Here is a 19,057-nt window from a genome sequence, read left to right on the forward strand (position 1 = left end):
GCGAATAAGCAACCCATTACTTTGAGTAGAACAATTACTTCAGAAACAAAGCATTCTATTATTTCAGATTTTAAAGAAATCACCAAAATCCGTTTATCGGTTAGTGTTGTTTTTTCTTCATTAGCTGGATATCTATTAGGTGTTGAAACAGTAGATTATAAAACGCTTATTTTATTAGCTTTTGGAGGTTATTTTATGGTAGGAGCTTCTAATGCATTTAATCAAATTATAGAAAAAGATTTAGATGCTTTAATGGATCGTACTAAAAACAGACCAATTCCAGCAGGTCGTATGTCTGTTTCTACAGCATTTATTATTGCATCAATTTTTACTGTCTTAGGAGTTTTTATTTTATATACCATAAACCCTCAAACAGCTATGTTTGGAGCTATTTCAATATTCCTTTATACTTGTGCATATACACCATTAAAGACAAAAACACCACTAGCTGTTTTTGTAGGTGCCATACCTGGAGCAATTCCGTTTATGTTAGGTTGGGTAGCAGCTACAAACGATTTTGGCATAGAACCAGGAACCTTATTTGCTATACAATTTTTCTGGCAATTTCCTCATTTTTGGGCAATTGGTTGGTTCTTATTCGAAGATTATAAAAAAGGAGGTTTTTTTATGTTGCCAACTGGAAAACAAGATAGAGGTACAGCAATTCAAACTATTATGTACACCATTTGGACACTTTTAGTTTCAATTATTCCAGCATTTGGATTTACAGGACGCTTATATTTAACACCATTTTCTGCAGTAATTGTGTTTTTATTAGGATTAGGCATGGTGTATTATGCCATTCAATTGTATAAAAAAATGACTGTAAAAGCTGCTAAACAGCTTATGTTAGCAAGTGTTTCTTATATTACATTATTACAAATAGTTTACGTATTAGATAAGTTTATTAGATAAATCATGGATTTAACACAAGGTACCTTAGAAGAAAAAAACAACAGAGCAAAAAAAATGATGCTCTGGTTTGGAATTATATCACTAATCATGTCTTTTGCTGGCTGGACAAGTGCTTTTGTAGTTAGTAGTAGCAGACCAGATTGGCTAAAAGATTTTCAATTACCAAATGCATTTATTGTTAGTACTGTTGTTATTATATTAAGTAGTATAACTTTTATGTTAGCTAAAAGAGCTTTAAAAAACAATAAAAGCCAAGCAACAACAATTTTTTTAATTGCGACATTTATTCTTGGTATTGTATTTATTTTTAATCAATTTAAAGGATTTCAAGAAATAATTGATCTGGGTTATAATTTTACTGGACCAACTAGTAATATTACCATGTCTTACATCTATTTAATAGCTGTAGTACATATTTTACATATAGTTGTTGGGTTAATCTGCTTATTGGTGGTAATTTATAATCATTTTAAACAAAAGTACCATCCAGCTAAAATGCTAGGTTTAGAACTAGCAGCAACATATTGGCACTTTGTAGATATACTCTGGGTATATCTCTTTTTGTTTTTATATTTTGTAAAATAAATACTATTGTTTTTCAACAATCTTAATTAATATCTAAAGGAAACCTTATTTAGAGTTTTTAAAATTTAGGAATGGATATTTCGTTAGAAAAATAAATTGATTATTTTTGTGCAACTTTTAAATACTAAACCAAACATATGGATACTACAGTTGTAAATACTGGAACAGAAGGAAAAACTTGGGGAGGTGGTAATAAGCCATTAAATGCAAGTTATGGAAAAATGATGATGTGGTTCTTCATTGTTTCTGATGCTTTAACATTTTCTGGGTTTTTAGCTGCCTACGGATTTTCAAGATTTAAGTTTATTGGTTCTTGGCCAATAGCAGATGAGGTGTTTACCCACGTACCATTTTTTCATGGAAATTATCCAATGATATACGTGGCATTCATGACCTTTGTCCTTATTATGTCTTCAGTTACTATGGTACTTGCTGTAGATGCTGGTCACCATATGAATAAAGCAAAAGTTACCATTTATATGTTTTTAACTATTATAGGTGGTTTAATATTCGTTGGTTCTCAAGCCTGGGAATGGAATACATTTATTAAAGGAGATTTTGGTGCTGTACAAACTAAAGGTGGAAACATTTTACAGTTTGTAGATACAGATGGTAACAGAGTTGCACTTAGAGATTTTGTGGTTGCAGAAGATAAAGATAGAACAGCACATGAAAATAAAAATGGGTTGTGGTTTGTTAGTGAAGGAACTTTACCAACCTATACTGTAGAAGAAGTTATAGCTGGATTAGAATCTCATGATAATGTTCTTGTTAGAACTCAAGACTTAAATGAGAATGGAGAGAAAACAGTATTAGATAGAGGCGCATCTCTACAACAATTAAAATTAAATGGAAAAGTAGTTGTTGAAGGGGCAAACCTTAAGGTTAACGAATATGGCTCACCTTTATTTGCAGATTTCTTTTTCTTTATTACTGGTTTTCACGGATTCCACGTATTTTCTGGTGTATTAATTAATATCATTATATTCTTTAATGTTATTTTAGGAACATACGAAAGAAGAGGAAGCTATGAAATGGTTGAGAAAGTTGGACTTTACTGGCACTTTGTAGATTTAGTTTGGGTATTTGTATTTACATTCTTCTACCTAGTTTAATAATAGATAATACAATTAAAAATGGCAGACGCACATAAATTAGAAATTTTAAGAGGTTTAGTTAAGTTTAAATCTAATACGCAAAAAATTTGGGGTGTTTTAATACTCCTAACTATTATTACAGCTGTTGAAGTAATATTAGGTATCTATAAGCCAGAAATGTTAATGGGACAGTTTATTGGAATGAAAATTTTAAACTGGATTTTTATTATATTAACAATAGCAAAAGCTTATTATATTACTTGGGACTTTATGCACATGAGAGATGAAACTGCAGCTCTAAGAAGAATGGTTGTATGGACAGCAGTTTTCTTAATTTGTTATTTAATATTCATTTTACTACAAGAAGGTGGATATATAGAAAGTGTTTACTCTAGTGGTTATATAAAAAGAGACTTTTAAAAAAGTTTTTATAGTTAAATAGATATAAAAGACGGTTTTTTAAACCGTCTTTTTTTATTTTTGCAAAACCAAACTTATATTAAGTTTAAGGTTTAAAAACAATCAGTTTATTGTTTATTGAATTGATTATAGACAACTCATAAATGAATACAAAGCTTATTAAACGCTACACAGTTCTTGGAATATTATTTTTTCTTCCAGTGTTATTTTTGTTAATGTTATTTCCTGCCAAACATCATTATAGCGCATTAGATATTGTTAATGAAAATGTAGCAGATATTAATAATTTTGATTCCGAAGACAACCAGACAATTATTTTAAAAGATCATATTACAGTTCTTGGTTTTTTAGGAAAGAATCCTATGGATAATGCTATTGCAGCTTCTAACTTAAAAGAATTAGTTTACGATAAATTTAAAGGCTTTAAGAAGTTTCAAATTGTATTAATACTTCCTCATGGAACAGAAGATCAAGTTGAAATATTAAAAAGGGAAATTAAATCATACGAAGATTTAAAATATTGGCATTTTGTATATGGAGAAGAAACAGATATTCTTAAAGTATTTAATAGTTTAAAATCTAGAATACCATTAAAAGAAGATTTGTCTACTCAAGATGTTTTTATAGTAGATAAAGATTTAAATCAGAGGGGAAGAATAGACGATAGAACAGATAGTGAGAAGGAAAAAGAAAAAGCTATTTATCCATTGTATTCATATGATTGCATTGAAGTAGCCGAAATAAAAAATAAAATGAGTGCAGACGATTTACGTGTGTTATTTCAGGAATATAGAGAAAAAAGAAAAGGAAATTTCGATTCTTCAACGAGAAGAGCTAACGATTTAAAACCAACAAATGAGCAATAAAACTAATTATTCTTATATAGGCATGGCCTTTATTATCTTGGTGTTTGGAATTATCTTTATACCAAGAATTGTAGATAGAATTAAGAATGGCGATATATCAAGAAACGATAGAATGAGCCAAGGACAAGACAATAATTTTAAAGATGTTAGTGCATTATCTTTCATAGAAATTAATGGTGATCCAAAAAAAGTGCCTGCATTTTCTTTTATTAATCAAGAAGGGAAAACAATATCAAATCAAGATTATTTAGGAAAAGTTTATGTTGTTGAATTTTTCTTTACAACATGCCCAACAATTTGTCCAAAAATGAATAAAAATTTAGTTGATGTTCAAAATTCATTTAAAGGAAATCCAAATTTTGGAATCGCTTCTTTTTCAATAAATCCAGAGTATGATACTATGCAAGTTTTAAAGGATTATGCTAGTCAGTATGGTATAACAAACCCAAATTGGCATTTAATGACAGGAGAAAAAGAGGATATTTATGCTTTAGCTAATCAAGGGTTTAATTTATACACTGCAGAGGCTAAAGATGTAGAAGGAGGTTTTGAGCATTCTGGAAACTTTGCTTTAATAGATAAAAACGGATTTATACGTTCTAGATTAGATGAATTTGGAAATCCATTAATTTACTATAGAGGAACTGTTTCTGAAGCTGAACAAGTGAATGATGATGGCGAAAAAGAAGAAATCAGTATGCTAAAAGAAGATATTAAAAAATTACTTAATGAATAATAACTCTTTGCAAAACGAAAAAAAATATAATAAATGGATTGTTGTACTTTCTATAGCGATTCCAATTATAGTTGCAGCTTTGTTTGGAGTAAATTTAAGAGATTTTGGTTTTAATGTTCAACCATTAACCATGTTGCCTCCAATATATGCTACAATAAATGGCTTAACTGCAGTTATTCTTATTATCGCTTTTTTTGCAATTAAAAATAAAAACATTGTACTCCATGAAAATTTAATGACAACAGCTATTGGGTGTTCGGCTGTGTTTCTAATTTTATATATGGCCTATCATATGACAAGCGATTCAACAAAGTTTGGAGGAGAAGGGCTCATTAAATATGTTTATTATTTTGTATTAATCACTCATATTTTGTTATCTATTGTTATAATTCCATTGGTTTTAATCACTTTTGTAAGAGCTTTATCAGAGAATTTTGAAAGACATAAAAAAATTGCAAGAATTACATTTCCATTGTGGTTATATGTTGCAGTCTCTGGTGTTGTTGTGTATCTAATGATTTCTCCTTATTATGTTTAATTTATAAATTATGAAGCGCAAAATCTTCTTTTTACTTTTTACTCTATTCGTTTTTCTTAAAACAAATGCTCAATGTGCCATGTGTCGTGCAGTATTAGAAAGCGAAGAAGGCCAAGAAACTGCTAAAGGTATAAATGATGGAATAGTCTATTTAATGGCTATACCTTATATTCTTGTTGCAGGTATTGGTTTCTTAATTTATAAAAAGTTTAACAAGCCAAAAAAATAGACACCTTAAAATATATTTACTTTTGTTGTAACATTTTAATCTTTATAGAGTCTAACCTTTATAAAGCATTAATTAGCAACAATAATAAGTATGTTAAATATTAAAAAACTTCATAAATCCTATCCAATAGGAGATTCAAGTTTACATGTATTAAAAGGAATAGACCTATCTGTCGAAGATGGAGAAATGGTTGCCATTATGGGATCTTCAGGTTCAGGAAAATCTACCTTACTTAATATAATAGGGATGTTAGATGAAGCAGATGAAGGCGAATACATTCTAGATGGTGTTCCTATTAAAAACCTCACAGAAAAAAAAGCTGCTATTTATAGGAATAAATTTTTAGGATTTATTTTTCAATCTTTTAATTTAATAAACTATAAAAATGCTTTAGACAACGTAGCATTGCCTTTATATTATCAAGGTTTAAAAAGACAAGAAAGACAGGAGAAAGCATTATTTCATTTAGAAAAAGTTGGACTGAAAGATTGGGCACATCACTTACCAAATGAATTATCTGGAGGGCAAAAACAGCGTGTAGCAATAGCTAGAGCGTTAGCAGCAAATCCAAAATTATTATTGGCAGATGAGCCAACAGGAGCATTAGATACCACAACATCTTACGAAATTATGGACTTCATTCAACATTTAAACGATGAAGGAAAAACAATACTTATTGTAACTCACGAAGATGATATTGCCCATATGTGTAAGCGTATAGTGCGTTTAAAAGATGGTGTTATCATGGAAGACGTTATAGTTGAACAAGTAAGAGCCTCGCAACATGTTTGATAGAGACCTTTGGAGGGAAATATTTCAAAGTATTAATATGAACAGAACCAGAAGTGTTTTATCTGGTTTTACTGTAGCATTTGCTATTTTGTTATTTACCATTCTTTTTGGTATTGCAAATGGTTTAAATAATACGTTTGATGAAGCATTTGCAGACGATGCTAATAATTCCATATTCATTCAGTCTGGAACAACAACAAAAGCACATAAAGGTTATCAAGCTGGTAGACAAATTCAATTTAAGAATAAAGATTACGACTATATAAAAGAAGAGTATGGAGAAAAGGTTCAATACATTACTTCTAGAATATATTTAAATGTAAACGCCTCATTTAGAAACGAAAACAATTCATATTCAGTTAGAGCTGTTCATCCAGATCATCAATATTTAGAGAATACAAAAATTAAAGAAGGCAGATACATTAATCAACTAGATATAGATAATAAAACTAAAGTAGTAGTTATAGGTAGATTGGTAGATGAAGATTTATTTTTAAAAACTACAGCTTTAGGAAAGTACATAACTCTTAATGGCTTAAAATATAAAATTGTAGGAATTTTTGAAGACGATGGAGGAGATGATGAAGAACGCTTAATCTATATGCCAGTAAGTACAGCCCAACGTGTTTATGGAAATAACGACTTTATAGATCAAATAAATTTAACTTATAATCCAGAAATGGATTACGATAAGGCTATTTCTTTTAGTAATGCATTAACAGACGATTTAAAAGATAGATTCGATATAGCCAGTAACGATCAACGAGCTATTAGAGTAAGAAATTTAGCTAATGAATCTAAGTCAGTTAACCAAATGACTTTTGGACTAGGAGTTATTATTATTGTTATTGGGTTTGGAACACTTATAGCTGGTATAGTTGGTGTAAGTAACATCATGATTTTTATTGTAAAAGAGCGTACTAAAGAAATTGGCATAAGAAAAGCCTTAGGAGCTTCGCCAAATTCTATTGTATCTATCATTTTAATGGAGTCTATTTTAATTACTGCCATTGCTGGATACGTTGGATTATTAATTGGAATGGGAGTTTTAGAATTTGTTGGGCCAAGTTTAGAAACCTATTTTATTAAAGACCCAAGTGTAAGTACTTCATTAGTAATAGGAGCAACAATAACACTTATAGTTGCTGGTGGAATTGCAGGATATTTGCCTGCTAAAAAAGCCTCTAAAATAAAACCAATTGTAGCCTTAAGAGACGATTAATATGATAAAATTTTTATTCGAAAGAGATACATGGCAAGAAGTATGGGATAGTCTTAGTAAAAACAAACTAAGGTCTATACTTACTATGGTTGGTGTTTGGTGGGGAATTTTACTGCTTATTGGTCTACTTGGTTCTGCTAAAGGTCTGGAAAACTCTTTTAATAGATTGTTTGGAGATTTTGCTACAAATAGTGTTTTTGTTTGGGGACAAAGTACTAGCAAACCATTTAAAGGATTTCAAGAAGGAAAACGAGTTAGATTAACACTAACAGATACTAAGTTAGTTGAAGAAAATGTTGAAGGTATCGAGTTTGTTTTACCAAGAAATCAAAATCAAGCTTTTGTTGTTAAAGATTTTTTATCTGGAACTTATGGTATTAATGGAGACTTCCCACTACTAGATAAAGTACAAAAAAAGAAATTGATTAGAGGTCGTTTTCTCAATCAAACAGATATTGATGAAAATAGAAAAGTTGCTGTAATTTCTGAAGATATTTACAAACAACTTTTTGAGAAAGATGCTGAAATGATTGGTGAATTGATTAAAATCAATGACATGAATTTTACAGTTATAGGCATGTTTGAAGTAGGAAATGTTAATATGGGACCAAGTAGCGATATACATATTCCATTTACTACGTTCCAACAAATATATAACCAAGGCGACCAGATAGGATGGATGATGATTACTGGGAAACCAGATGCAGACATATCTCAAATTGAAGCAGATGCCAAACTTATTTTAAGAAATTTAAATAACATTCATCCTGAAGATAAACGTGCTTTTGGAAGTTTTAATTTAGGAAAAGAATTTGCTAAAATCACTGGATTTTTAGTAGGTATGCAGTTTTTAACATGGTTTGTTGGTATTGCAACACTTATAGCAGGTGTTTTTGCAATTGGAAATATTTTACTAATTACTGTTAAAGAACGGACTAAAGAAATTGGAGTACGTCGTGCATTAGGTGCTACGCCATTCGAAATAAAAAGACAAATTGTTGTAGAGGCAGTATCTATAACTTTATTAGCTGGGTTTTTTGGTATATTATCTGGAGGTTGGATTCTAATTGGTTTAGATTCAGCTTTTGGTCAAGGAGACGAAGCTGTAATAGTAAATGCATCTGTATCTATTGCAGTTGTTTTTATATCATTAATTATACTAATAATATTAGGAACATTAATTGGATTAATTCCTGCTTTTAAAGCAACAAGTATTAAGCCAATTGATGCATTAAGAGAAGAATAAATCAATTAAAAAAGAAATGAATAAAACAGTAAAAATCATCATTGGAATTGTATTGCTAATACTATTTATATTAGTAATTAAATATTTTAAAGACTCTAATTCTAAGGCTCTTGAAGATTTTAAAGTAGAAGAACCATTTTTCACATCAATAAACACAAAAGTTGTTGCTACAGGAAAACTTAATCCAGAAGAAGAAATTGAGTTAAAACCACAAATAGCTGGAATTATAGATAAAATATTTGTTGAAGAAGGCGATATTGTTAAAAAAGGAGACTTAATTGCTAAAATACGTGTCGTACCTAACGAGCAAAATTTAGCAAGTGCAAATAGTAGAACGCGTACAGCACGTTTGGCTTTAGAGAATGCTCAGGTACTTTATAATAGAAATAAAGGGCTTTTTGAAAAAGGAGTTATTTCTAAACAAGATTTTGAAAATAGTGAATTATCGTACAATCAAGCTAGAGAATCTTTAACTCAAGCACAAAACGATTATCAGATTATTAGACAAGGTTCTCTTTCTGGTGGAGGCTCAGCTAACACAAATATTGTGGCTCAAATCCCTGGAACTGTTTTAGAAATTCCTGTACGTGAAGGAGACCAGGTTATTGAATCTAATAGTTTTAATGCAGGAACAACAGTGGCAACGATTGCAGATATGAGCAAAATGATTTTCGAAGGAAAAGTAGATGAAGCCGAAGTTGGAAAACTTGAAGAAGGGAAAGAAATAATTGTAGTTCTTGGTGCTTTAAACGAACAAGAATTTCCAGCAAAATTAACTTTTGTGGCTCCTAAAGGACAAGAAGAGAATGGCGCTGTTCAATTTACTATTAAAGCAGATGTTACTGTAACGCCATCAACAAAAATTAGAGCAGGTTATAGCGCTAATGCAGAAATAGATATGGAAAGTAAAGACAGTGTTTTAGTAATTAAAGAAGCTTTACTTCAATTTAATAGAATTACTGAAAAACCTTTTGTTGAAATTTTAAACGATAATAATTCTTACGAAGAAGTCTATGTAGAATTAGGTATTTCTGATGGGATTAATGTTGAAATAACAGAAGGAGTTAAAGAAGGAGATAAAATTAAAGTGTGGAACAAAGCATCTAAAGAAAATAACGATGATGAAGATGAATAAAAAGATATTTACAACCGTTTTACTAACCGTTTTTGTAAGCATAACTATCTTTTCTCAAGAAAAATTATGGACACTTGAAGAATGTGTAAATTATGCTTTAGAGAATAATATCACTGTAAGAAAAGGAACCAATGTTCTATTATCTAATGAACAAGATGTTATTGAAACTAAAGGTAATTTTTTGCCAACTGTTAGTGCCAATGCAAGTCAGAGTTTAAATCTAGGAAATCAGGAAGTATTTCAAGGGCAATTTGTTGATAGAACAAGCCATAACACCAATCTTGGATTAAGTATAAATCAGACCATTTTTAATGGTTTTAGAAACACCAATCTTTATAAACAAGCACAACTAAATTTAGAGGTAAACCAAATGGAGTTGGACAGAATTAGAGATGATATTTCTTTAAATGTGGTTAATGCTTATTTAAATGTGTTATTTAACAGAGAAAAATTAGAAATAGCTAAAGCTCAAGTAGAATTTTCTAATAAACAATTAGATCAAGTAAATAAATTAGTTGAAGCTGGTGTACAGCCTAGAGCAAATACTTACGATGCTATTGCAACTGCTAGTAAAGATGAACAAAACTTAACTATTGCAGAAAACAATTATGATTTAGCTTTACTTAGTTTATCGCAATTCTTACAATTGCCATATGAAGGTTTTCAAGTAGCTTTTGAAGAAGTTGAAAATCCATCTGCAGCTCTAATGTATAATGATGTAAAGCCAATTTTGGAATATGCTTATGTTAATAGGCCAGAAATTAAAGTAGCAGAAAAAAATATTGAAAATTCATTACTAAGCACAGAATTAGCAAAAAGTGGATTTTTACCTAGTGTGTCTTTTGGTTATGGTTTTGGAACCAATGTGTTCTTCTCTAATTTAACTCAAGATGAGGAAACATTTCTAAATCAATTGAACGATCAAAAATCTCATAACTTTTCTTTGAGTGTTGGTATTCCAATTTTTTCAGGTTTTCAAAATAAAACCAATGTAGCTAAAACTAAAATTCAACAAGAAAATAGTGTATTAGAATTAGAACAAACCAAGTTAAATTTGGAGAGTAGCATTCAACGTGCCTTCACAGATGCAAAAGCAGCATTTAAAACATACGAAGCGTCTAAAAAATCTTTAGTGGCTCAAGAAATGGCATTTCAAAATGCACAGGAAAGATATAATATGGGAGCTTTAAATGCTTTCGATTTAGAGCAAACCAGAATCCAATTGGTAAATGCACAATCTAATCTAACTAATTCTAAATACGATTTTGTATTTAAAACTAAAGTGTTAGATTTCTATCTTGGTAAATCTTTAATAGACTAAATATTTTGGCTTTAATATTAAGCATAGAAACATCAACAACTAATTGCTCAGTCTCTCTTTCTAAACAAGGAGAGACTTTTGCACTTAAAGAAGATAATAGCAAGGAATTTTCTCATGCAGAACGTCTACATGTATATATTGAAAAACTATTGGCTGAAAATAATTTAATTGCAAATCAATTAGACGCTATAGCAGTGAGTAAAGGACCAGGTTCTTATACTGGATTACGAATTGGTGTTTCGGCAGCAAAAGGACTTTGTTTTGCTTTAGATAAGCCCTTAATATCTGTTTCTACTTTAATGGCTTTAGCACAGCAAGTAACTATAGATAAAGGTGTTGTTATTCCAATGCTCGATGCCAGACGAATGGAAGTATATTCGGCAATTTTTGATAAAAATTTTAATGAGATAAGAGAAATTGAAGCACAAATACTAGATGAGACTTCTTTTTCTGAATATTTAGAAAAAGGAAAAGTTTATTTTGTTGGGAATGGTGTTGAAAAAACAAAATCTCTTATTAATCATCCAAATGCTTTTTTTATTGATAGCAAACTGCCTTCGGCAAATGAAATGAGTAAGATAGCTTATAATAAGTACAAAAAAAACGACATCGAAGATGTCGCTTATTTTGAACCATATTACTTAAAAGATTTTATTGCATTAAAGCCAAAATCTAAATAATTTTCTATTCATTTTTATGAATTTCAACTTGATGTGGATAAGGTATTTCTATTCCAGCAGCATCAAGTGCTTCTTTAATATTTTCGGTAGATTCGAAGAAAACTGCCCAGTAATCTTCGGTTTTACACCATGGTCTTACTGCAAAATTTATAGAACTATCTGCTAATTCAGAAACGTTTACTGTTGGAGCAGGATCTGAAATAACTTTTGGATTAGAAGTTAATACATTCATTAAAACCTCTTTGGTTTTCTTAATATCAGAATCGTAACCAACTCCAATTGTTAAATCAACTCTTCGGGTTCCTTCAGTAGAATAATTAACAATATTTCCGTTTGAAAGTGCTCCATTAGGAATAATTATTTCTTTATTTGATAGGCCTATTAACTTCGTAGTGAAAATTTCAATTTCTTTAACGACTCCAATTTCTCCTTGAGCTTCAATTAAATCTCCAATCTTAATAGGTTTAAATATCATAAGTAAAACACCTCCTGCAAAATTACCTAAAGAGCCTTGGAGTGCTAAACCAACGGCTAAACCAGCTGCTGCAAGAATTGCTGCAAATGAGGTAGTTTCAATGCCAAGTTGTGATAAGATAACAAGAATTAAAAGTATTTTTAATACCCAACCTATTAAGTTTAATAAGAATTTTTGAAGACTTTCATCGAAGCCTCTTTTGGTCATTACAGCACGTGTGCCACCAATTAATTTTCTTATTACCCAAGATCCAATAATCCATATAATTATTGCTCCTAGAATTTTTAAACCATATTCGGTTGCTACTTCTACTCCTAATTTAGTCCACTTTTCAATATCCATATTTTTATTTTTAATTTGTTTGTAAATTTATAAAAAAGGAATGAGAATCAATAAATTAAAATGAAAGTGAAAATTAAAAGTACATACTTAATGTCAATATGATAGTGAATAAGGCTGGTAAGGATTGAATATAAAACAACTTTTTATTTTTTGTTGAATAAGCACCATAAATTCCTGCAATTGCAATACAACATAAAAAGAACAAGGTAGTATTATAGTTATTAATAATTACAGAGAAAATTAATCCTGCAGCAAGAAAACCATTATAAAGGCCTTGATTTGCTGCTAAAACTTTAGTTTCTTCAGCAAATTCTTTAGACTTTAAACCAAAGGTCTTAATGCCTTTAGGTTTAGTCCACAAGAACATTTCTAATATTAAAAAGTAAATATGTTCTAAAGCAATAAATACAATTAGGATGGTTAATAATAGTTTCATTAGTTTTTGTTTTTTAATAATTCAATTGCTTTTTTAGTTTCATTAACGGGTAACTTACATGCTTTATTAACACATACATAAATAAATGTTTCTTTCTCAACAAACCTGTTTTTTAATAATGGCATATTAGACTCCTCAGTACTACCAACAATTAATTTATTAGGAAGATAAGTTTTATTTAGCTCATTAATTTTATTGATAGCTTCTTCTCCAGAAATAGCAACTTCATAAAAAGGATTTGTGTAATTAAGCATCAAATCTAACCAGTTTGAATAATTAGAACCATAATTTTCTATTTCGGGTTTTACATTATTCAGCATACTAGTTGCTGTGTTGTAATAATATTCGTTATCAAAATAATGAGATAATTTGAACAGGTTTTTTGCCATTATAGAATTGCTTGCAGGAATTACATTATCTCTGTATTCTATATTTCTAGTGACTAGTTTGGCATCTTCGTTTGAAGTAAAATAAAACATGTTATTTGTTTCTTCATAAAAATAATCGAACGTATAATTAGTTAAGTCCCTTGCAGTATGAAGCCATTTTTCATTTAGTGTGTTTTCGTAAAGCGATATAAATGCATCAATAGCAGTTGCGTAATCTTCAAGATAGCCATTAATATTGCTGATATTGTTTTTGTAATTGTGGTTTAGTCCACCATCTTCTAGTAATTGATTGTTTATAATAAAATTGGCATTTTTTTCGGCTGAAATTAAGAAATCCTCTTCTCCAAAAACACGATAAGCATCTATATATCCTTTTAGCATTAAAGCATTCCATGATGTTAAAGTTTTATCGTCTAGTCTTGGTCTTGATTTTTTTTCTCTAGTCTTTAAAAGAATGTTTTTCCAGTTTTGTTTCTTTTCATTTAAAACCTCAATCGATAAATTATGTTTTTTCAGGATACTTTTATCATCATCTTTTCTAATTAAAACATAATTTTTGTTTTCCCATAAACCATAATTATTGATGTTGTAATAATCTTCAAATAATTCGAAATCTGAAGTTATTATTTTTTGTAATTCTTCTTTTTGCCAAACATAAAAAGCACCTTCTTCTAGATGCCCTTCGGTAGTATTACTATCTGCATCAAGAGAAGAGTAGAATGCACCATTTGCTGAGGTAAGTTCTCTTTCTACAAATTCTAAAGTTTCGTAAACAACATCTTTATATAACTTATTTTTAGTAACTAAATATGCATCTGAATATAAACTAACTAACTGGCCATTATCATAAAGCATTTTTTCGAAATGTGGAATATGCCAATTAACATCTGTTGAATATCTTGAAAAACCACCTCCAACTTGATCGTATAGTCCTCCATAGGCCATTTTAGTTAGAGTAAGATTAACAAACTCTTGTAATTCTTGATGGTTGTTTTGATAAGCGTATCTCAATAAAAAATGATAATTATTTGGCATCATAAATTTTGGAGCACGTTTTAATCCACCATGTAGATAATCGAAATATTGCGACCAGTTTTCTAAAGTCACTTCTATATATTCATTGTTGAAATTGACTTTATCTTTGTTTAAAGAAACCACATCCATAGCTTTGATGCCTTTTTCCAATTTATCGGCATATTCATATAGCTTTTCTGGATTTCTAAGGTATAAGTCAGATATTTGTTCTAAAGCACTTATCCATTGTTCTTTTCTAAAATAAGTTCCACCCCAAACTGGTCTACCATCTGGTAAAGCAATTACATTTAGAGGCCAGCCTCCACTTCCTGTCATTAATTGTACAGCATTCATATAGACTTGGTCCACATCTGGACGTTCTTCTCTGTCTACTTTAATATTTATGTATTTAGAATTCATGGTTTGAGCAACAATGGTGTCTTCAAAGCTTTCATGTTCCATAACATGACACCAATGGCAAGCTGCATAACCAACACTTATTAAAATTAATTTATTCTCATCTTTTGCCTTCCTTAAACTAGTTTCATTCCAAGGATGCCAATTTACTGGATTATGGGCATGTTGTTGGAGATATGGACTTGTTTCGTTAATTAGATTGTTTGTGTATGGATGATTCATGGGTTTCTTGTTTTGTCCTTGACAACTTATTAAAATACTGAATATTAATAATGGAACATACTTCATATTCAAAGTTAAGGATTTAAAGACACAAAAAAAGCGTTCATTTTAGAACGCTTTTTTTCATAATTTAAGTAAGGTTATTATTTTACTTCAAAAGTAAGTTTCAAATTGACTCTAAATTCTGTAACACTATCTCCATTTACTATAGCACTTTGATCTTGTACATAAACAGATTTAATGTTTTTTACAGTTTTAGAAGCTTCTTTTACAGCTTTTTTTGTAGCATCTTCCCAACTTTTATCCGAATTAGATAATACTTCAATAACTTTTAATACTGCCATAATTTTATAATTTTTTTGTTAAACTTTAATTAATCTTAAAGTTAATGAAAAATTATCCGTTTATAGCAACAACGCTACTAACTTTGTCTTGTAGCATTTCTTTTAGAATATTTTCGATACCACTTTTAAGTGTGTAAGTTGAAGAAGGACAACCACTGCAAGCGCCTTGCAAAACTACTTCAACTACTTTGCTTTCTGGATTGTAGGATGTAAATTGAATATTTCCACCATCGCTAGCAACTGCTGGTTTAATATATTCTTCTAGAATGTTGATGATTTGTTTAGAAATATCGTCCAGCTCATCGAACGATTTATCTAATTGTTCAGTTGTTTTGTTTAGGACTTTTGAAGCATTAGCAAGAATTAATTCCTTTCCTTGTTCGATGTAGCTTCTAATAAACTCACGAAGTTCCATAGTAATATCATTCCATTCTGCCACTTCATATTTAGTAATTGACACAAAGTTTTCATCGATAAATACTCCTTTTACAAATGGAAAATGAAATAATTCTGTTGCTAAAGGAGATAATTTAGCTTCGTCTATAGAGGTAAATTCATAGGAAGTTGTAACTAATTTTTTATTTGCAACAAACTTCATTGCCGAAGGATTTGGAGTGCTTTCTGCGTAAACTGTAACAGGTACTTTTTTAGGAGTAGCAGTTTCTTCAACAACAATACCACCATCATTTAGATAGGTTTCTATTTGTTCCGCTACTTCGTTCTGCACATCTTTCCATTCTACAATATTATATCTTTCTATAGCAATAAAATTGCCAGAGATATAGATTTTTTTTACAAAAGGTAAATAGAATAACTGTTGAGCTAAAGGAGACTTCTTGGCTTCATCTATATTATTAAATTCGAAACTTTGGTGCTGTGTTATAAATTCATTTATTTCGAATTTAATGATGCTATTATTGGAAGTTTCTTGAATAGAAACTTGAAAAGTTTTCATAACGATAAAATTTTTGGCAAAAATACTAAAAGATAACTTTAGATATCCATATATTTGGCTTTTTCGCTTTAAAAAAGTGAGATTTTTATTTATATCTCTAAATAATTGTTAACCTTTAACTTTATTAGTTAGACTGATAAAAAGTAATTTTTATATATTTGGTTTCTATTTATAATTTTATTGCAAAAAAGGAGTTTTATAAACTAACCAGTTTAAAGCATTAATTAAATAGAGTCCCTGAAAACTAAAATTATGATATTGAAACGGTTCTATATATTGGCATGTGTGTTTTTATTTGCACAGACAGCTATATCTCAAGAAGGAATGCCTATTTATTCAGATTATTTAACCGATAATTATTACTTAATTCATCCATCGATGGCTGGAGCAGCTAATTGTGCAAAGATTAGAATTACTGGACGTCAACAATGGTTTGGAGATGAAGATGCGCCAAGTTTATTAACTGCAAGTATTAATAGTAGAATAGGAGAATCAAATTCTGGTGTAGGAGCTATTTTGTATTCAGATAAGAATGGATATCATTCTAACACAGGAGTATATCTTACTTATGCACATCATATTTTATTCTCAAGGAGTGAGTTAGATTTAAACATGCTTTCTTTTGGTTTAAGTATTGGTGCCATACAGTATAAACTAGATGAGACAGCATTTATAGATGAACCATTTGATCCAATTATAGCTGGAATTGAGCAAAGTGCAACCAACTTTAATGTCGATTTTGGGTTTTCGTATTTTCTATATAATTTTTATGCACATGCTACAGTAAAGAATATGCTTAAAAATGAAGGTATTAACTCTAATGAGAATGGCCTTTTTGTTTATGATAATCCAAGACAATTTTTATTTAGTATTGGAAATGTATTCCAAAAGTTTGGTAGTGATTGGAGTTTTGAACCTTCGGCCATGTTTATGTATAAAGATGGTACAAAAGAATCTTCAATAGACATAAATGCGAAAGCTTATAAAGGAATGGATTTTGGTACTGTTTGGGGTGGCATATCTTATAGAAGAAGCTTAGATGGTGCAGAATTTCAAGATGGTACTGAGGTTTCTAGTCAAAAATTACAATATATTACTCCTTTACTAGGTGTTGATTATAATAATTTTATGTTTGCTTATACGTATTCTTACCAAGCAAATTCTGTTGTTTACAATAATGGAGGATTTCACCAAATAACTTTAGGGTATAAATTTGGTTGTAAAAAAGAACGTTACCACTGTAATTGTCCTGCAATAAATTAAATGATATACAGCCTTGATTCTTCAAGGCTTTTTTTTACTACTTTTATTATTATTTAACGAAGCCTCTTAGAGCTTAAACTAATTTACAATTATGCCTATTATAAAACCTGTTAATGGAAAAACACCAATTATTCCAGACGATTGTTATATAGCTGATAACGCTACAATAGTAGGAGAAGTAACTATGGGTAATGCATGTAGTGTTTGGTTTAATGCAGTAGTTAGAGGAGATGTCCACTTTATTAGAATGGGTAATAAAGTAAATGTACAAGATGGAGCAGTAATTCATGCAACCTATTTAAAATCGCCAACAACCATTGGAAATAATGTGTCTATTGGACATAATGCTATTGTACATGGTTGTACAATTAAAGACAATGTGTTGATTGGAATGGGAAGTATAGTCATGGACGATTGTGTAATAGAAAGCAATAGTATTATTGCAGCAGGAGCTGTCGTTACTAAAAATACTAGAGTAGAAGCTGGTAGTATTTATGCTGGAATTCCTGCAAAAAAAGTAAAAGATATTAGTGAGGAGCTAGTCTCTGGTGAGATAAACAGAATTGCAGAAAACTATGTTAAGTATTCCAGTTGGTTTAAAGAATAATTAAAAGTCCAAATATGCTACATGATGGTTATTACCTAAAAGGGACTGTAACACTTCAGGGCTTCCATTAGAATAAAATTTTAGAGTTGGTTTATTTGTAGTATTATTTAATAGTTGATGTTGTCTTAATACAGTTTGGGTTTGTCTAGCTACTGCTTCGCCAGAATCAATAATTTTAATATGCTTTGGTAATAATTCTAAAAGCTGAGGAATTAAATAAGGATAATGTGTGCAACCTAAAACCAAATAATCTACATTGGCATCCAACATAGGTTCTATGTATGTTTTTAAAAGAGATTTCATTTCCAGGGAATTAATTTTTCCAGTTTCAATTAATTGAACTAAGCCTTCTCCAACTTGTTCTATAACTTTTATTCCATTCGTGAATAAATCGGTTGTTTTATGGAATAACTCGCTTGAAAGCGTTCCTTTTGTTGCTAGAATACCTATTGTTTTTGTTTTAGTTTGTAAAGCTGCAGGTTTAATTGCTGGTTCTATACCTATAATTGGAATGTTGTATGTTTCTCTTAATACTTTTATAGCATTAGTTGTGGCAGTATTACAAGCAACAACAATAAGTTTACTTTCTTTTTCAATTAGTAAATCGATGTTTTTTTTGCATAATTCTAAAATCTCACTTTTAGTTTTCTCGCCATAAGGAGCATTCTTGCTGTCTGCTAGATAAATGGTGTTTTCATGAGGTAATAAGAGGTTTAGCTCTTTCCAAATGGATGTGCCACCTACACCAGAATCGAATATACCAATTGGTTGTTTACTCATAACAATCAAAAATAAAAAAAGCCACTTATAA

General features: G+C 30.1%; 22 protein-coding genes. 16 read left to right on the forward strand and 6 right to left on the reverse strand.

The window, feature by feature from the left end:
- Positions 1 to 21 precede the first annotated feature (21 nt).
- From cyoE to tsaB, 14 genes are all read left to right on the forward strand, one after another.
- Positions 22 to 915: a heme o synthase gene (cyoE, locus tag LX78_RS03025; protein ID WP_109681363.1), complete on the forward strand. Its 894-nt coding sequence runs from the start codon at positions 22 to 24 to the stop codon at positions 913 to 915.
- A 3-nt stretch (positions 916 to 918) separates the two neighbouring features.
- Positions 919 to 1,500 (forward strand): cytochrome c oxidase subunit 3, encoded by a 582-nt coding sequence (locus LX78_RS03030; RefSeq protein ID WP_109681150.1) that lies wholly within the window; start codon positions 919 to 921, stop codon positions 1,498 to 1,500.
- A 137-nt stretch (positions 1,501 to 1,637) separates the two neighbouring features.
- A complete protein-coding gene (locus tag LX78_RS03035) occupies positions 1,638 to 2,615 on the forward strand; it encodes a cytochrome c oxidase subunit 3 (RefSeq protein WP_109681151.1) in 978 nt (325 codons plus the stop codon).
- Between the two features lie 21 nt (positions 2,616 to 2,636).
- Positions 2,637 to 3,017 carry a cytochrome C oxidase subunit IV family protein gene (locus LX78_RS03040; protein ID WP_109681152.1) on the forward strand — a complete coding sequence of 127 codons (381 nt, stop codon included), beginning with the start codon at positions 2,637 to 2,639 and terminating at the stop codon, positions 3,015 to 3,017.
- 143 nt (positions 3,018 to 3,160) lie between these two features.
- On the forward strand, positions 3,161 to 3,883 hold the full coding sequence (locus LX78_RS03045; protein WP_109681153.1) for a hypothetical protein: 723 nt from the start codon (positions 3,161 to 3,163) through the stop codon (positions 3,881 to 3,883).
- Positions 3,873 to 4,619, forward strand: coding sequence for an SCO family protein (locus LX78_RS03050; protein ID WP_109681154.1), 747 nt, complete (start codon positions 3,873 to 3,875; stop codon positions 4,617 to 4,619). The genes LX78_RS03045 and LX78_RS03050 overlap by 11 nt, the downstream gene beginning before the upstream one ends.
- The gene (locus LX78_RS03055; RefSeq protein WP_109681155.1) at positions 4,612 to 5,157 is read left to right on the forward strand and encodes a DUF420 domain-containing protein; all 546 of its coding nucleotides are present in this window, start codon (positions 4,612 to 4,614) and stop codon (positions 5,155 to 5,157) included. The genes LX78_RS03050 and LX78_RS03055 overlap by 8 nt, the downstream gene beginning before the upstream one ends.
- Before the next feature lie 10 nt (positions 5,158 to 5,167).
- Positions 5,168 to 5,386 carry a hypothetical protein gene (locus LX78_RS03060; RefSeq protein ID WP_109681156.1) on the forward strand — a complete coding sequence of 73 codons (219 nt, stop codon included), beginning with the start codon at positions 5,168 to 5,170 and terminating at the stop codon, positions 5,384 to 5,386.
- A gap of 90 nt (positions 5,387 to 5,476) precedes the next feature.
- Positions 5,477 to 6,178 carry an ABC transporter ATP-binding protein gene (locus tag LX78_RS03065; RefSeq protein ID WP_109681157.1) on the forward strand — a complete coding sequence of 234 codons (702 nt, stop codon included), beginning with the start codon at positions 5,477 to 5,479 and terminating at the stop codon, positions 6,176 to 6,178.
- The gene (locus LX78_RS03070; RefSeq protein WP_109681158.1) at positions 6,171 to 7,400 is read left to right on the forward strand and encodes an ABC transporter permease; all 1,230 of its coding nucleotides are present in this window, start codon (positions 6,171 to 6,173) and stop codon (positions 7,398 to 7,400) included. Before LX78_RS03065 ends, LX78_RS03070 begins: the two co-directional genes overlap by 8 nt.
- A gap of 1 nt (position 7,401) precedes the next feature.
- Positions 7,402 to 8,646, forward strand: coding sequence for an ABC transporter permease (locus LX78_RS03075; RefSeq protein WP_185117697.1), 1,245 nt, complete (start codon positions 7,402 to 7,404; stop codon positions 8,644 to 8,646).
- Between the two features lie 16 nt (positions 8,647 to 8,662).
- Positions 8,663 to 9,781, forward strand: a complete 1,119-nt coding sequence (locus LX78_RS03080; RefSeq protein WP_109681159.1) for an efflux RND transporter periplasmic adaptor subunit — start codon at positions 8,663 to 8,665, stop codon at positions 9,779 to 9,781.
- Positions 9,774 to 11,102 (forward strand): TolC family protein, encoded by a 1,329-nt coding sequence (locus tag LX78_RS03085; protein ID WP_170109789.1) that lies wholly within the window; start codon positions 9,774 to 9,776, stop codon positions 11,100 to 11,102. The genes LX78_RS03080 and LX78_RS03085 overlap by 8 nt, the downstream gene beginning before the upstream one ends.
- Before the next feature lie 5 nt (positions 11,103 to 11,107).
- The gene (gene tsaB / locus LX78_RS03090; RefSeq protein ID WP_109681161.1) at positions 11,108 to 11,782 is read left to right on the forward strand and encodes a tRNA (adenosine(37)-N6)-threonylcarbamoyltransferase complex dimerization subunit type 1 TsaB; all 675 of its coding nucleotides are present in this window, start codon (positions 11,108 to 11,110) and stop codon (positions 11,780 to 11,782) included.
- Between the two features lie 4 nt (positions 11,783 to 11,786).
- On the opposite strand, the gene LX78_RS03095 is transcribed toward tsaB, so the two are convergent.
- From LX78_RS03095 to LX78_RS03115, 5 genes are all read right to left on the reverse strand, one after another.
- A complete protein-coding gene (locus LX78_RS03095; protein WP_109681162.1) occupies positions 11,787 to 12,599 on the reverse strand; it encodes a mechanosensitive ion channel family protein in 813 nt (270 codons plus the stop codon).
- Between the two features lie 73 nt (positions 12,600 to 12,672).
- The gene (locus LX78_RS03100; RefSeq protein ID WP_109681163.1) at positions 12,673 to 13,035 is read right to left on the reverse strand and encodes a DUF1304 domain-containing protein; all 363 of its coding nucleotides are present in this window, start codon (positions 13,033 to 13,035) and stop codon (positions 12,673 to 12,675) included.
- The gene (locus tag LX78_RS03105; protein WP_109681365.1) at positions 13,035 to 15,077 is read right to left on the reverse strand and encodes a thioredoxin domain-containing protein; all 2,043 of its coding nucleotides are present in this window, start codon (positions 15,075 to 15,077) and stop codon (positions 13,035 to 13,037) included. The genes LX78_RS03100 and LX78_RS03105 overlap by 1 nt, the downstream gene beginning before the upstream one ends.
- 143 nt (positions 15,078 to 15,220) lie before the next feature.
- Positions 15,221 to 15,421 carry a dodecin family protein gene (locus LX78_RS03110; RefSeq protein WP_109681164.1) on the reverse strand — a complete coding sequence of 67 codons (201 nt, stop codon included), beginning with the start codon at positions 15,419 to 15,421 and terminating at the stop codon, positions 15,221 to 15,223.
- Between the two features lie 52 nt (positions 15,422 to 15,473).
- Positions 15,474 to 16,376, reverse strand: a complete 903-nt coding sequence (locus LX78_RS03115) for a NifU family protein (protein WP_109681165.1) — start codon at positions 16,374 to 16,376, stop codon at positions 15,474 to 15,476.
- A gap of 252 nt (positions 16,377 to 16,628) precedes the next feature.
- Between LX78_RS03115 and LX78_RS03120 the strand changes: the two genes are divergently transcribed.
- Both LX78_RS03120 and LX78_RS03125 read left to right on the forward strand, forming a co-directional pair.
- Positions 16,629 to 17,639, forward strand: coding sequence for a PorP/SprF family type IX secretion system membrane protein (locus tag LX78_RS03120; RefSeq protein ID WP_109681166.1), 1,011 nt, complete (start codon positions 16,629 to 16,631; stop codon positions 17,637 to 17,639).
- Positions 17,640 to 17,730: 91 nt separating this feature from the next.
- Entirely contained in the window at positions 17,731 to 18,246 is a 516-nt protein-coding gene (locus LX78_RS03125) for a gamma carbonic anhydrase family protein (protein ID WP_109681167.1), read from the forward strand.
- Here LX78_RS03125 and murI read toward each other — a convergent pair whose 3' ends face one another.
- A complete protein-coding gene (gene murI, locus LX78_RS03130) occupies positions 18,247 to 19,026 on the reverse strand; it encodes a glutamate racemase (RefSeq protein WP_109681168.1) in 780 nt (259 codons plus the stop codon).
- Between the last annotated feature and the right edge of the window lie 31 nt (positions 19,027 to 19,057).

The organism is Xanthomarina spongicola (assembly GCF_003148645.1).
Lineage (GTDB): Bacteria > Bacteroidota > Bacteroidia > Flavobacteriales > Flavobacteriaceae > Xanthomarina > Xanthomarina spongicola.